Genomic DNA, 13,673 nt, shown 5'->3' on the forward strand with positions numbered 1-13,673 from the left:
CCTTATTGTGCTGATGCGCTGTTGATGAGAGTGTGGGATGCTTCAATGGCTTTTTTATTCAATTGACTATAAGCATCTGAACGGCTGATTTCTTCATAACTAGTGCCAATACTTAAGGCTTCAGCACTGAGTGCGCTCTGCCAAGCCTGCGCCAAAATTTGCATTTGGCTAAGTCGAAGGTCTTGGAGTTGTTTTGTGGTTTGCTGTACATCTGTAATGGCAAATTTACCTGCCTGAAAACCTTGCAAAGTTCGGTTTTGAACCTTTTCAGCCAAGCCAATCTGACTGCCTGTGGTATCAAACTGCGTACGCAGACCTTTAAGCTGGTGAACGTTGTTGGCAATATCCAAAACTTGCTGTTTTAACTCACGCTGTTGCTGATGATTTAATAAAATTTGCTGTTTTTGCGCCATTGGGATGGCATATTGCTGGCGGTTAAAAATATTGAGCGGAATATCCACACCAAGCACCAAGGCCGTATCATTGGCGTCAGTTGAAGACTTAGTACGTGACATGCCCATATTTAGGGTTGGGTTTGGACGTGCCTGTACTTTTAAATGTTCAATTTGCTGATTTGCCTGCTGAACATTCAAGGCATACAATTTTTGTAGCCAACCTTCCGATAAATTACGCTCAACTAAACTTTGGCTCTGTTCAGGCCAAGGCGTAACGCTGTTATTCAACGCAATTTGCGACGTAGTTTCACCCCATAAATTAGAAAGCTGACGCGCCACAGTTTGCTGTTTTAAAAGCGCCTGTTGGTATAGACGCTGTATTTCCAAAGCTTCAATTTGAGCGCGCTCTACATCCACCAAAGCAATACTGCCTGCCTGATAGCGTTTTTGCGCGCTGTCCAAATTAGATTTACTGAGTTTGAGCTGTGTAGCGTAAATCGATTGCTCATTTTGAGCGATGGCTAGCTGTGACCATGCAAACTTCACAATCAACTGACTTTGCGCATTCCAAATTTGCTGTTGCAACTGTATTTGCTGTGCAGAGGTACTCGCGAGTGCTTGATTGATTTTACGCTGACCGAATACATCCATTGGCTGGCTAATTCCGATACTGAGCTCTTGATCTTGATTGTTACCAAAACCATTTTGTTCAATCGATAGGCTTGGGTTCTGCCAGAGCTTGCTTTGGCGCACATTAAAATCAGAGATTTGCTGTTGTTGTTGCCAAATATCTGTTTGTGCTTGGTAATTTTGTACTTTGGCAAATGCCAATTCAAAACTACTAACATTTTGCGCAAAAGTACTTTGTAAGGCCGTCGAAATACCGACAGCTAAGCCTAGACCTATAAACGTCGTAAAATATAAAGACATGATTTTTCCCACTCATTTATTAAAAAAAGTGGCGGGAATGTTTTAGGCTACCCCGCCATTAGCGGGGCATAAACAGGAGGAGGTGTTTGCAGTAAGAGATCAGGTGCTTGATAAAGATTCTTCCAAACAAATTTTGGCGAATATTCAAAGGCCTGATGTGCAATAAAAAGAATCGATTGTTGATTTTGTACAATCAAATGCGTCATAGACGGCAAATGGTCTTGATGATCTTCACCAAGTTGCAGATCGTTAGCGATATTTTTGACTGGTTTGCTACTAGATTCATCAGATGCTTGATGCAACGAATGCTGTGGATCGGTTTCATTGCTAACGCATAAGATATTTTGATGATGACCAAAATGATAGCTTTGAACAACTTGAGTTTGCTCTTCATGCACACAGAAAGCGGCTGCCACGTTCCAAAGGCTTTGGAACATGAACAATCCAACTAAGACTGTTATCCATGTCGCAGAACGCATATTGCATCAATCAAGAAAATTTTAACGATTATAAAGCTTGGAGTCGGTCGAAGGTCAAGTGAATCTTTGAATTTGTCTTAAAAATGGATTGCCATAGAGATATAACGTAAGGCATTCGCTTTAATCCCCTGACACGGCACATGCTAAAGACAATCCATTGGTTCATGATTACGATTTTTATCGGCGAAACCTTTTTTAATTTAGTTCTGAATCATTCTTCAAATTAGCTTTTCTTGTCACAACTAAGCCGCAGAGAACCACCAATGTCGTAACACCTAAAGATAATGAAGTTTCATAACTGTAGGCTGGAGATAAAAACATATAGATCAGCACACTTAAGATCACCAAAATGACTGCCCATGTCAGCCATGGAAATAGCCACATTTTAAACGCAACTTCAGTCCCATTTTTTTCGATTTGTGTTCTCAATTTAAGCTGTGAAAATGCAATCACTAAATAAACCAATAAGGCAATTGAACCTGTTGTAGACAGTAAAAATCCAAATACTTGGCCTGGAAATAAATAATTGACTGCACAGCAAATTAAGCCCACTACAGACGATGCAAATACAGCAATAGCAGGTACACCAGAGGCATTAATGGATGTGACCCATTGAGGTGCTTCTTTGCGTGTCCCCAATGAAAATAGCATCCTTGATGAACTATAAAGTGCAGCATTCATACAACTTGCAACCGCAATAAAGACTACACTATCAATAATCAATTTTGATTGTGGAACATTTAAACTGACCAAGACATATTGGAAGGTGCCTAATTGTTGTAATTGCGGTGAACGCCAATCTACCAGTGCAACCGTTATAAAAATTGAAACCACAAAAAATAAGATGACCCGATACAATACTAAATTGGTTGCACGTTTAATTTTTTGTTCAGGATCTTTTGATTCTGCTGCAGCGATCGATAGTATTTCTACACCAAAGAATGAAAATGCTGAAATCAATATTGCTGAAAGTACACCACCCAGGCCATTTGGCATAAATCCATCATTTTTGAACAGATTTTCTACACCACTCACGTCAGGTGCTAAGGGCCAAAATCCAAATATTGCGGTGAGTCCAATGGCGATAAAAATCACAATAGCCAAGACTTTTATCAGAGAAAACCAAAATTCAAACTCACCAAAACTTCGAGTACTAAAAAAGTTGGCTAAACTGAGAAGCACAATGAAGAATGTTGCAAATACAGCACTGGATATTGATGGAAACCATGCATGCAAAATTTCTGCACCGGCAATTGCTTCAATAGGAATAACTAAAACCCAAAACCACCAATATAACCATCCGATAGTAAAGCCAGCCCATGGCCCTATGGCTTTTCTTGCATAGGTTGAAAATGAGCCTGTGTCAGGTTGAGCGACTGCCATCTCCCCCAACATTCGCATGACTAAAAAAACCAATATACTAGTAATTATATAAGCAAGAACGGCGGCAGGCCCTGCTTTTGCAATCGCAGCAGATGATCCAACAAACAGTCCAGCACCAATTACACCACCGATACTGATCATCGTGATATGCCGATTAGATAGCCCTGCACCCAGTTTTGCAGTTGAATTATGTGTGGCTAAGCTATCATCATGCATCGATTAGATTCCCTGTCTGCACGTTCAGTCGTACAAATCATTATTTCCAAGATCATTAGGAATAAAAAAGGGAAAACGCTGTGTTCTCCCTTGTTTTGTAACAATTTAATCTAGAAAATGAGTTTTTCATAGTTCTAATCAAAACTTTAAGATGCAGCTTAATGCCATTTTTTCATCTAATTTACTGTTATTACTTATATAATTTATATTTATTTAAAAACTTATTTGACCATTTTCTAGATGCAAAATATGGGCTTTTAAATAATCTAACTCATCACTATGATGCGTGACATATATCATCGGCAGCGCCGACTGTTCTTTCACCGTGTTTAAAAATGGCAATATTTGATCTTTCAGCCTGCGGTCAAGTCCTGTCAGCGGTTCATCTAACAGCAGCAGATCAGGCTGTGACAGCAATGCCCGGCCTATGGAAACACGCTGCGCCTCTCCGCCAGATAGTTCATGTGCCCGCCGTTTGAGCAGTGGCTGTAACTCAAGCAGATTAGTCACTTGCTCAAATTTAAATTTCGCATTTTCCTGAGCGCCTAAGTTCTCCGCATATTGCAGATTTTGCTGCACATTCATATGCGGAAAAAGCCATGATTTTTGAAAAATCAGCGCAATACTGCGTTGATGCATCGGCACGTTAATCTTCTGCGCCGTATCGAACACATCACGCTGATTCAGCGATATATAACCTTGCTGCGGCTGCAGCAAACCAACCAAATTTTTCAGCAGCGTAGATTTCCCACTACCTGATGGCCCCATAATGCCCAGCAGCTGATCCTGCATCTGCAGCCGAGCCTGCAACTTAAAATCGGTGTATTGAAACTGAAAATCACACTGAAGCATGGTCGGCTCCGAGTTTTCGCTGATAGCGCTGTAAAATATAATAATTGGCAATCAATGCGCCAAAAGCCGCCAGCAATGAAAGGATCACTAAACGCATTGCGGCCTCTTCACCATTTGGCTGCTGTATCAGCGAATAAATGGCGATAGGAATGGTTCGGGTTTCATCTGGAATATTGCCGACAAAGGTAATGGTTGCGCCAAACTCACCTAGACTTCGGCTAAAGCCTAAAATGCTGCCAATTAAAATCCCTGGTAAAGCCAGCGGCAGGCTGATTGAGACAAATACCCGTAAAGGATGTGCGCCTAGTGAGCCTGCAACCTGCTCAAGCTGTTGATTGATCATTTGAAAAGACAAACGGATCGGCTGCACAATCAGCGGAAATGACACAATCATCGATGCTAAAACGGCGCCTTTCCAATTAAAAACCAGCTGAATTCCCCATTCAATTAGCATCTTGCCGATCCAGCCATTTGAACCAAACAGCACCAATAGCAAATATCCTAGAACCACCGGCGGCAGCACCATTGGCATTTGTAAAAGTGCTTCGACCAAAAATTTTAAATGAAACTCATAGCGCGCCAAAACCCATGCCAGCCCTATAGCAAATGGTAAGCAAAATACAGTGGCGCAAATGGCAACCTTAGCCGACAGATACAAGGCGCTCCACTCTTCAGGGCTTAGCATGCTTTAGCCCTTCACACCAAAGCCATAATTCTTAAACAGCATTTTGCTTTGCGCATGGTCTTTAAGATAACGGTAAAACTTCACGGCCTCAGGTTTAGCTGCGCCTTGCTGTGTTAAAGCCAATGGGTAAATGATGGGTTGATGGGTATGGTTTGGAAAAATCCCGGCTATTTTAACTTTAGAACTGATCATCGCATCGGTACGATAAACAATCCCCGCTTGGCACTCACCTCGTTCGACAAAAGCCAAAGCCGATCGTACATCATCTGTCCCGACAATCCTTCCATTCAAACTTGATAGCCAGCCCAACTTGGTTAGGCTTTGTTTGGCATATTTTCCAGCAGGTACAGACTCCATTTGCCCTGTACATAAGTGACCTTTGAATGCCTTGGCAAAATTAAACTGCGGCACGGCTTTAAATTGCATATTCACCGCTTTAGGCGTAATCAGCACCAAATCATTGCTTAGCATGTTGAATACTTGCTTTGCAGGTATTTTCTGTTTTTGCACCAAATAATTCATCCAGTCCACATCTGCTGAAAAATACAAATCACTTGGCGCACCGGCTTCAATCTGTTTGGCTAAAGCAGATGACGCGCCAAATACCGGTACAATTTTGATGTCTGGATTCTGTGCCTGATATTGCTTTGCAATATCGCTGATAGCATTGCTTAAACTGGCTGCAGCATAAATTTTGACTGTTTCCGCCTGAGATGCGCCAGCAATGAAGCTCAGTCCTAGTGCTAAAATAAATTTGAATCGCATAGCAAACTCCTAATGCTGAATAAATACGCCTTGAAGAATTTGTCCTGCTTGCACAGACTGCCCTGCAGGAATCCGAACAATGCAATTAGCTTGCATTAAATTGCTCAACATATGCGACTGCTGTTTAGACAGGCTGGTTAGTTGAAGCTTGCTTTGCTTATCAAAGTGCGCCGACATTCTTAAAAACCGCTCACGTGCATCTGCTTTTAGGTCATGTGTCATGACTGCGCTGAACCAGTCCAGCGCAGGTGTTTGACCTTGTAGGGCTTTCAATAATCTATCTGTATAAATTTGCATGCCGACATAGACTGCAGCGGGGTTGCCCGGCAGTCCGAGTAAATAACAGGAACTGCTGTCAGGACGTCGATATTGTGCAAACAGCATCGGTTTGCCGGGTTTTTGTTTCACTTTCCAGAAAATTTGCTGAAAACCGATGTCCAAGGCTGCCGGCCGAACAAAATCATAATCACCGACAGATACGCCGCCAGTCGTTAAAATTAAATCAAAGCTGTCTTTTAAACGGTTGAATAAATCTAAAACCGCCTGTTTTTCATCTGCAATATGAATCACTTCAACTTGGACGTGCTGCGACTGAAACCATACTAAAATCAGCGGCGCATTGGCATCAAATATTTTACCAGCACGGTAATCTTCTATATTTTGCGCAACTTCATCACCTGTAATGACCACCGCAACTTTAGGGTAAGCGTAGACCTCACAATGAGAAATACCAGCCATACTGAGCGCTGCAATTGATCCAACCGTCAGCTTTTGACCACGCGCTGCTAAACATTGTCCAAATGAAATTTCCTCACCTGCATCTCGAATATCTGCATGCGGGCTTAAGGCTGCAGTCAGTTCAATCTGCTGTCTATCCGCCTTTACAATTTCTTGCCGCGCTACAGTTGCCGTGCCTTCAGGTATCGGCGCGCCGGTAAATATGCGGACAGCTTGCCCTGCTTTTAAGCTTATTTCAGCCGTTTGCCCTGCGCGGATTTCTCCAATCAGCTTAAATTGCGCGCCGGGTTTAATTTCACCCGCTGCGCAAATGGCATAGCCATCCACTGCGCTTTGCGCAAATAAAGGCAGCTGAATTGGTGAATGCACATCTGCCGCCAAATAACGGCCTAAAGCGTGCTGAAGCGCCAAAGTTTCATGCGCTAAACTTTGCGTATGTGTCTGAATCAGCGTAAGCGCTTCGTCCACTGAAATCAGTCCTGCCTCAGCACCGCAGCCTGTATGCAATACGGCTTGGTTCATTGATAGCCTCCTGCATGCGGAATATTTTTTTGCACATCAAATAGATGCACCAAGGCAGGTAAAATGGCAACCAGTGATTCTTTTGCGCCTTGTCTGCTGCCCGGCAGTGTAATCACCAAACTGTCATCAATATAACCAGCAACACCGCGGCTGAGGGCTGCATAAGGCGTGCGTTTCTGCCCAAAACTGCGGGATGCTTCCATTAGCCCCGGAATTTCTCGTTTTAACAGTGGCTGAATGGTTTCTACAGTTAAATCTTTCGGGCCAAGACCTGTACCGCCCACGGTCAATATCAGCGGATATAGCGTCTTATGCTGTTCAATAAGAGCCAAAAGCTGTACAGGACTGTCCGGTATCACTTGATAGCTGATGTTGCTGAAATTCGCTTCTTCTAAAATTTCGAGGATATTTTGCCCAGCGGTATCCGGTTTTTTACCGGCAGCAACCGTATCTGAAAGCACAATAATCGATGCCGATAAGCTTTCTTTCAATACACGGGTAAAATGTGATTTTCCGCCTTTTTTCTTTTGCAGTTTCACTTGATCTAGGCATAAATCTTCAGGCTCACAGTGCGGTTTCAGCATGTCATACAGCGTTAAACCGGCAAGACTGACCGCAGTTAAAGCTTCCATTTCGACACCTGTCGGGCCAATGGTTTCAACCACTGCACTGATTTCGACATGCGCCTCAAATAATTCATACTCCACATCTGCACGGTAGATCGGCAGCGGATGACACAGCGGAATGAGTTCATCTGTACGTTTTGCGCCTAATATGCCTGCAATACGCGCGGTTTTCAGCGCATCGCCTTTTTCTGTATTGCCGTTACGCAGCAGTTCAATGCAATGTGCCGGCGCATGCAGTATTCCAGTTGCAATGGCTGTACGGTAACTTTCCGCTTTCATGCCCACATTTTTCATTGCTTTGTCCTTATCTTATTCATTTGCATGTGCAGTATTAAATTTGGGTTTTTATAGGTGCCATTGGTAAATATTGGCGTTCAAATGCATGATCTGATGGGTGTTTTGATGTGCATGTTCACATGACTCTCCATGAATATGAGCATGCTGCGCTGCATGACTTGTCGCCTCGGGCACATGATCCTTACGAATACAGCAGCCCTCTACATATTGACTGCTGCCGTCCATATAAAACTCTTCTTTCCACACCGGTACTTCATGCTTAACCCGTTCAACCGCTTCTTCGCAGGCTGCAAAAGCCTCACGGCGGTGCGGCGCATAGGCCATGGCGATAATGGCAGTATCACCGACCTGTAGCGCGCCAATACGGTGTACAACCCGTACATACGACACGCCGTATTTGGCTTGAATTTCCTGCTCAATTTGACGGATCATTTTTTCCGCCACAGGCGCATAAGCGGTATATTTCAAAGCTTTTACCGCTTTGCCTTCATGGTGATTACGCACCGTGCCAATAAATACACCTATACCGCCACATTCAGGAAATGCTTCAATACTGTCAAAATCAGCTTGGCTGAATACCGTATCTTGTATGCGTGAAATATGCTTAAGCTCCATATTCAGCCTCCCGCCACAGGTGACAGCAGCACAACTGTGCTGTCCTGCATCAATGCGGTTTGCCTTGGCACAATATCTTCCCCAATGGCACAGGCGCAGCGTTCAAGCATGCTGAATGACTCCGGAAATTGATCTGTAACTTGCTGTAAAACCTCTGCAATTGATTGCTGTGCCAAGCAAGTCAGACTTAAATTCGCTGGCAGCAGGCGTTCAATAGCGCCAAAAGATTCTATTTTGATGGTGATCTGACTCATCATTAGCCTCCAATCATATGCATGCTGATTTTTCTAGATGGACTGGATTGAGCTGTTATGGCATGAAAGCCTTGCTCCTTCTGCCAAATATAACTGCCTAATTTTTGCTGCAAAGCCATTGCATCGAGCGGCATTAACTCTGTTGTTTTACTGCTTTTCAGCTGCTGAATTTCATGACTGAGATTTAAACCTTTTCGGGCAAACAGGCAGTTAAAAAACTCGCCTTGCGCATTCAGTCTTAGACGGTCGCAGCTGCCGCAAAAAGAATTGCTGATGGTTGAAATAATACCTATAGGCAAGCCGTTGATTAAGTAAGATCTGGCTGGTGACGCACCTTGACCGTGCAATGTTTGCACGTCAAAAACAGTCTTGAGTTTATCCAGTATGTCTTGTTCGGTAACGACCGCAGCTTTAGACCAGTTTTGATCACCATCCAGCGGCATAAACTCGATAAACCGCAGTTCGAAACCTTGTTGCAGCGCCCATTTTGTTAATGGAATGATTTGCTGTTCATTTAGACCTTTCATTAACACAGCATTGATTTTTATTTCAAAGCCCGCTTGCTGAGCAGCTTCAATCCCGTCTAATACAGGCTGTAATTGTTTTTGTGTCAGCTGGAAAAATTGCGCTTCATCCAAACTGTCCAAGCTGATATTTATGCCATCTAGGCCAGCTTGTTTTAGGGCCTGTGCATATTGCTTCAGATAATGCGCATTGGTGGTCATGGAAATACGTTTAAGGCCTAGCTTTCTGAGCTGCTGCAGCTGTTCAATAAAATGTACAACGCCTTGACGCATAAGAGGTTCACCGCCGGTGATCCGGATTTGATCAATCCCGCGCAGCACCATAAACTCACAAAAATTGTAAAGGGATTCAAAACTAAGAAGATTATGTTTTTTCATCCATTCAGGATGTTCAGGCATACAATAGACACATTTAAAATTACAGCGGTCTGTCACTGAAATGCGCAATTTGCGTTTTTCACGGCCAAACTGATCCTTAAAAATGGTCGCTGGCTGTAATTGTGTCATGCTGTTCATGTTTATCTTCCATGGTGCTGTCATTTGCCCTGTCTTAGATCAGTACAAATTTTGCGCCCTCTTTTCTTGCAGTAAAAATTGCAATAAGTGTTCCAACTTTGCGCTTTTTTGAATATTTATTTCAGAGGATTTGGTTTGTTTTTTTTGATAAACAAAATCAATAACTTACAAGTAACTAATAGCAATTAAAAATATAAATTGCCGTTAAGCCCATTATCTAAGGTATAAAAGCAGTCTGTTTTATCGCTAGATATCATGCTCAAAAGCTTCATATTGGCTGTAGATTTTCTCTCTGGGTTCAAAAACAGCACATTAGGCTCATTATTTGAAATGAAAGCTCCGCAAAAGGTACAGCTTTTAGAGAAAATTCAGCTGACGGTGCTGCTGCAGCTCATCTAGAGAGTTAATGCTGTGAAAAAAGAGTGCATTATTTTGAAAACGTGCAACTTGCATGTGCATTTTACTAAAACACCCCTTCAAACTGCGCTGTTTTTGATCAAGATGCACCTGCAGCATTGTGAGACTGCTTCGTTTCAGCAAACAAAATGGATACAGCGCTTTGCCATTAATTTCCACTACAGCTACTTCACACAAGGGATCCCGCTGCATGGCCTGATGCAATCTCGAAAGCACTTTCTTCGGGATATAGGTCACATCGCACGGGACAAACAAAACATAATCAGACTCAACATGTGACCACGCGCTTTTCATCCCCATCAATGGCCCTAAAAATCCGGCTTCATCATCTTGATAAAAGCGGATCGAGGGAATGAGCCGTTTATAAATCGAATGATCGCGATGGCTGTTGATCCAGACATTTTCAGCCCGTGATTTCAACTGCTGATGGATCTTAATCAGCTGAATTTCATTATCAAATTTTTGCAGCACTTTATTCATGCCGTTCATTCTGCGGGCCTGACCGCCCGCCAAAATAACCAAGTCTGTTTCTGGATAGCCTACTGATTTGGTGATTTTCTTCATCATTCTGCGTACTCCGTCTGACAGGCTTTAATTAAGCCTCGAATTTCTGATAAGCACGAACCGCAATTGCCGCCGGCCTTTAAACATGCAGTAACTTGTTTTTCATGGGTAATATTCTTTTCTTTAATGGTTTCGATAATGGTATTTTTACCGACTTTAAAGCAGCTGCACACCAGCGGACCTGCACTGTTGGTCATGTTCATCGGCTGACCTGCAAGCAGCGCTTTGCGGTGCAGTGCGCTTAGTCGTTCACGCTTAAACATGCCAGCAATCCAATCACGGTCTGGCAGCATAGAGCGTTGCGCAATATATAGACTGGCAATTAAATGCCCATCTTGCAGCACCACGGTATGACTCAAATCGGCAGTTTGATCTTCCAAATTCAGCCATTCAAAGCTTTCATCGGTAAATGGCAGTAATGTTTTCAGCTGCTGAACCGTGTTTCTAAATTTTTTACGATCTGCCAACTCAAAACGTGTCGCTTTCGCTGTTTTAATTTTGGTCCACCACACCGTGTTTTGAATGGTGTTTTGCACCATTTGCTCAAAGCCGTCACGTACATACAGTACACCTTGCCACTGTGTATAAAACGGCTGTACAAATACAGGTGTATGTTTAAATTCAGGCTCACCAGATAGTGCATCGACCACAGGATTCACCACTTTGCCTATACGCGCATCTGATGCGACTTGGTCATTCCAATGAATTGGCGCAAAGATTTGACCGCGTCGAATTTGACTGCTGACCTGTGCACGTAAAATACATAAGCCCCAGTTAGATTTCACCTCAACCAGTTCACCATCTTTAACACCAAACTTCAGTGCATCTTGCGGGTGTATTTCACAAAATGGTTCGGCGATATGTGTACTCAAGTTTGCAGATAAACCCGTACGGCTCATGGTGTGCCATTGGTCACGGATACGGCCAGTATTTAAAACCAGCGGATATTCGCCGCAAATCTTGTTCAAAGGGTCAATAGCGGTTGTTGCGACAAACTTAGCTTTGGCATCGGCATGGCTGAATTGGCCTGCTGCAAACAAACGGCTGACTGCATCAGCGCTCTGATCTAACTGCCAAACTGGCCATTGCACGGGCTTTAATTCAGCATAATCTTGTGCAGATAACTTACTTAAACCCTGCAAGTTAAAGTAGCGAAAAGACTCTGTTGTATCGCGTTGATCTAAAGGCGCATTTTGATAAGCAGATAATTTTGCATGTTCAATAAATATGTCATAGCTGCTGCTGTAGTCAAAACCGCTATACCCCATCTTTTTCGCAACTTGTGCAATAGACCACCAGTCTGCTTTAGCTTCACCCGGAGCATCTAAAAATGCAGTTTGACGTGAAATACGGCGTTCAGAGTTGGTAACGGTTCCGTCTTTTTCACCCCAGCCTAAAGCTGGTAAAAGCACATCTGCATATACCGTTGTGTCAGTGTCCTTGCAGATATCTGACACCACTACAAATTCGCATTGCTCTAAGGCGCGTTTGACTTGATCTGCATCTGGCAAGCTCACAACAGGATTGGTGGCCATAATCCAAATGGCTTTGATTTTCCCGCTTTCTACAGCCTGAAACAGATCAACTGCTTTTAATCCCGCTTTATTGGCAATAAATGGACTTTGCCAAAACGCTTGTACTAATGCCTGATGCGCCGAGTTATCAACATCTAAGTGCGCTGCCAGCATATTGGCTAAACCGCCAACTTCACGCCCACCCATTGCATTGGGCTGACCTGTCATTGAAAACGGCGCCGCGCCTAATTTGCCAATTTTTCCAGTCAGCAAATGACAATTGATAATGCTATTGGCTTTATCCACGCCACGTGAAGACTGATTGACACCCATAGAAAATAGCGACATAACTTTGTCAGTTTGCGCAAATTTTTCAAAAAATAGCTGTAATTTTTCTAAAGAAATACCTGTGCGCTCAGCAACTGCTGTCATAGAAGCTTCTGTTTTACTTTGCTCCAGCGCTTGCGCTAAACCTTGAGTATGTTTGGCGATAAAATCTACATCACTATGATTATTTTGTACTAAATACTGCAGCAAACCATTGAACAGTGCGACATCTTGCCCCGGTAAAATCGGCAAATGCAAATCTGCAGCTTCACATGTACTGGTAAAACGCGGATCTATCACGACAACAAATAAATCACGTTCTTCTTTGGCTTTCATTATGCGCTGATACAGCACTGGATGGCACCAAGCAGTATTAGAACCCACCAAAACAACCATGTCAGTGTGTTCAAAGTCTTCATAGCTTGCTGGTACAAGATCTTCACCAAATGCACGCTTATGTGCCGCCACAGCCGATGACATGCAAAGCCGTGAATTGGTGTCAATATTTGCAGTACCTAAATAGCCTTTGACAAATTTGTTAACGGCATAGTAATCCTCCGTCAGCAGTTGGCCCGACACATAAAAAGCGATGCTTTCACGTCCGTAAAGATCTATACATTGCTGAAATTTTTCGGCAATCAGTGCTGTTGCTGTGTTCCAATCTGTAGCCTGACGAGTATGAAATGGTGATGTTTGACGCCCAAGCATCGGCTGTAAAACACGTGTTTCTAATCCAATCGTATCGGCTAAGTTACTGCCTTTAATGCACAGCTTGCCATAGTTTGATGGATGGTTCGCATCGCCAGTCACGCTCACTTTTTGCCCTAAAGCTGTCTGTTCAACTGTTGCGCTCACGCCGCAGCCGACACCGCAATATGGACAAGTGGTTTGCGTTGTTTTAATTTTATTTTCTGTGGAGCTATGCAGTTCCACGATCGGGATGCTATTCACTTCTGCTGGCTCCTTTTCCAAACTTTTTTAAACACTTAACTCGCTCGAATCGGTGTCTTTTCATTTACGTTTATATTTAAAGGTCAACATTCGGTTCGACCTA

At 43.2% G+C, this 13,673-nt stretch carries 13 protein-coding genes; all 13 read right to left on the bottom strand.

The features are described from left to right. Nucleotides 1-2: 2 nt before the first annotated feature. Nucleotides 3-1,325, bottom strand: coding sequence for a TolC family protein (locus tag FTU12_RS14140; protein ID WP_180114676.1), 1,323 nt, complete (start codon nt 1,323-1,325; stop codon nt 3-5). Between the two features lie 47 nt (nt 1,326-1,372). After that, nucleotides 1,373-1,804, bottom strand: coding sequence for a cation efflux protein, CzcI-like (locus FTU12_RS14145; protein WP_218948337.1), 432 nt, complete (start codon nt 1,802-1,804; stop codon nt 1,373-1,375). 195 nt (nt 1,805-1,999) lie between these two features. Next, a complete protein-coding gene (locus FTU12_RS14150; protein ID WP_180114677.1) occupies nt 2,000-3,403 on the bottom strand; it encodes an amino acid permease in 1,404 nt (467 codons plus the stop codon). Nucleotides 3,404-3,616: 213 nt separating this feature from the next. Then, on the bottom strand, nt 3,617-4,255 hold the full coding sequence (locus tag FTU12_RS14155) for an ATP-binding cassette domain-containing protein (protein ID WP_180114679.1): 639 nt from the start codon (nt 4,253-4,255) through the stop codon (nt 3,617-3,619). Beyond that, nucleotides 4,242-4,940, bottom strand: a complete 699-nt coding sequence (gene modB, locus FTU12_RS14160; RefSeq protein ID WP_180114681.1) for a molybdate ABC transporter permease subunit — start codon at nt 4,938-4,940, stop codon at nt 4,242-4,244. The genes FTU12_RS14155 and modB overlap by 14 nt, the downstream gene beginning before the upstream one ends. 3 nt (nt 4,941-4,943) lie before the next feature. Then, complete coding sequence (modA, locus tag FTU12_RS14165) at nt 4,944-5,705, bottom strand: molybdate ABC transporter substrate-binding protein (RefSeq protein WP_180114683.1); 762 nt, start codon at nt 5,703-5,705, stop codon at nt 4,944-4,946. A 9-nt stretch (nt 5,706-5,714) separates the two neighbouring features. Next, nucleotides 5,715-6,965, bottom strand: a complete 1,251-nt coding sequence (locus FTU12_RS14170) for a molybdopterin molybdotransferase MoeA (RefSeq protein WP_180114685.1) — start codon at nt 6,963-6,965, stop codon at nt 5,715-5,717. Beyond that, nucleotides 6,962-7,885, bottom strand: coding sequence for a bifunctional molybdenum cofactor biosynthesis protein MoaC/MoaB (gene moaCB / locus FTU12_RS14175; protein WP_180114687.1), 924 nt, complete (start codon nt 7,883-7,885; stop codon nt 6,962-6,964). The genes FTU12_RS14170 and moaCB overlap by 4 nt, the downstream gene beginning before the upstream one ends. A gap of 51 nt (nt 7,886-7,936) precedes the next feature. Beyond that, nucleotides 7,937-8,503: a molybdenum cofactor biosynthesis protein MoaE gene (locus tag FTU12_RS14180; RefSeq protein WP_257227324.1), complete on the bottom strand. Its 567-nt coding sequence runs from the start codon at nt 8,501-8,503 to the stop codon at nt 7,937-7,939. Nucleotides 8,504-8,505: 2 nt separating this feature from the next. Further along, nucleotides 8,506-8,757 (bottom strand): MoaD/ThiS family protein, encoded by a 252-nt coding sequence (locus tag FTU12_RS14185; protein WP_180114689.1) that lies wholly within the window; start codon nt 8,755-8,757, stop codon nt 8,506-8,508. Between the two features lie 2 nt (nt 8,758-8,759). Continuing rightward, nucleotides 8,760-9,797, bottom strand: a complete 1,038-nt coding sequence (gene moaA / locus FTU12_RS14190; protein WP_180114691.1) for a GTP 3',8-cyclase MoaA — start codon at nt 9,795-9,797, stop codon at nt 8,760-8,762. A gap of 357 nt (nt 9,798-10,154) precedes the next feature. After that, a complete protein-coding gene (locus FTU12_RS14195; RefSeq protein ID WP_373423882.1) occupies nt 10,155-10,778 on the bottom strand; it encodes a molybdenum cofactor guanylyltransferase in 624 nt (207 codons plus the stop codon). Further along, nucleotides 10,778-13,570, bottom strand: coding sequence for a nitrate reductase (locus FTU12_RS14200; protein WP_180114692.1), 2,793 nt, complete (start codon nt 13,568-13,570; stop codon nt 10,778-10,780). The genes FTU12_RS14195 and FTU12_RS14200 overlap by 1 nt, the downstream gene beginning before the upstream one ends. Nucleotides 13,571-13,673: the final 103 nt, after the last annotated feature.

The sequence above is a fragment of the Acinetobacter sp. YH12063 genome (assembly GCF_013419715.1).
Taxonomy (GTDB): Bacteria; Pseudomonadota; Gammaproteobacteria; order Pseudomonadales; family Moraxellaceae; genus Acinetobacter; species Acinetobacter amyesii.

Bases quoted from the DNA above. Each gene is read 5' to 3' on its own strand.
- FTU12_RS14155 (WP_180114679.1), bottom strand. From the start codon at position 4,255: ATGCTTCAGTGTGATTTTCAGTTTCAATACACCGATTTTAAGTTGCAG.
- moaA (WP_180114691.1), bottom strand. From the start codon at position 9,797: ATGAACAGCATGACACAATTACAGCCAGCGACCATTTTTAAGGATCAG.
- modA (WP_180114683.1), bottom strand. From the start codon at position 5,705: ATGCGATTCAAATTTATTTTAGCACTAGGACTGAGCTTCATTGCTGGC.
- modB (WP_180114681.1), bottom strand. From the start codon at position 4,940: ATGCTAAGCCCTGAAGAGTGGAGCGCCTTGTATCTGTCGGCTAAGGTT.
- FTU12_RS14180 (WP_257227324.1), bottom strand. From the start codon at position 8,503: ATGGAGCTTAAGCATATTTCACGCATACAAGATACGGTATTCAGCCAA.
- FTU12_RS14170 (WP_180114685.1), bottom strand. From the start codon at position 6,965: ATGAACCAAGCCGTATTGCATACAGGCTGCGGTGCTGAGGCAGGACTG.
- moaCB (WP_180114687.1), bottom strand. From the start codon at position 7,885: ATGAAAAATGTGGGCATGAAAGCGGAAAGTTACCGTACAGCCATTGCA.
- FTU12_RS14185 (WP_180114689.1), bottom strand. From the start codon at position 8,757: ATGAGTCAGATCACCATCAAAATAGAATCTTTTGGCGCTATTGAACGC.
- FTU12_RS14150 (WP_180114677.1), bottom strand. From the start codon at position 3,403: ATGCATGATGATAGCTTAGCCACACATAATTCAACTGCAAAACTGGGT.
- FTU12_RS14145 (WP_218948337.1), bottom strand. From the start codon at position 1,804: ATGCGTTCTGCGACATGGATAACAGTCTTAGTTGGATTGTTCATGTTC.
- FTU12_RS14195 (WP_373423882.1), bottom strand. From the start codon at position 10,778: ATGAAGAAAATCACCAAATCAGTAGGCTATCCAGAAACAGACTTGGTT.
- FTU12_RS14140 (WP_180114676.1), bottom strand. From the start codon at position 1,325: ATGTCTTTATATTTTACGACGTTTATAGGTCTAGGCTTAGCTGTCGGT.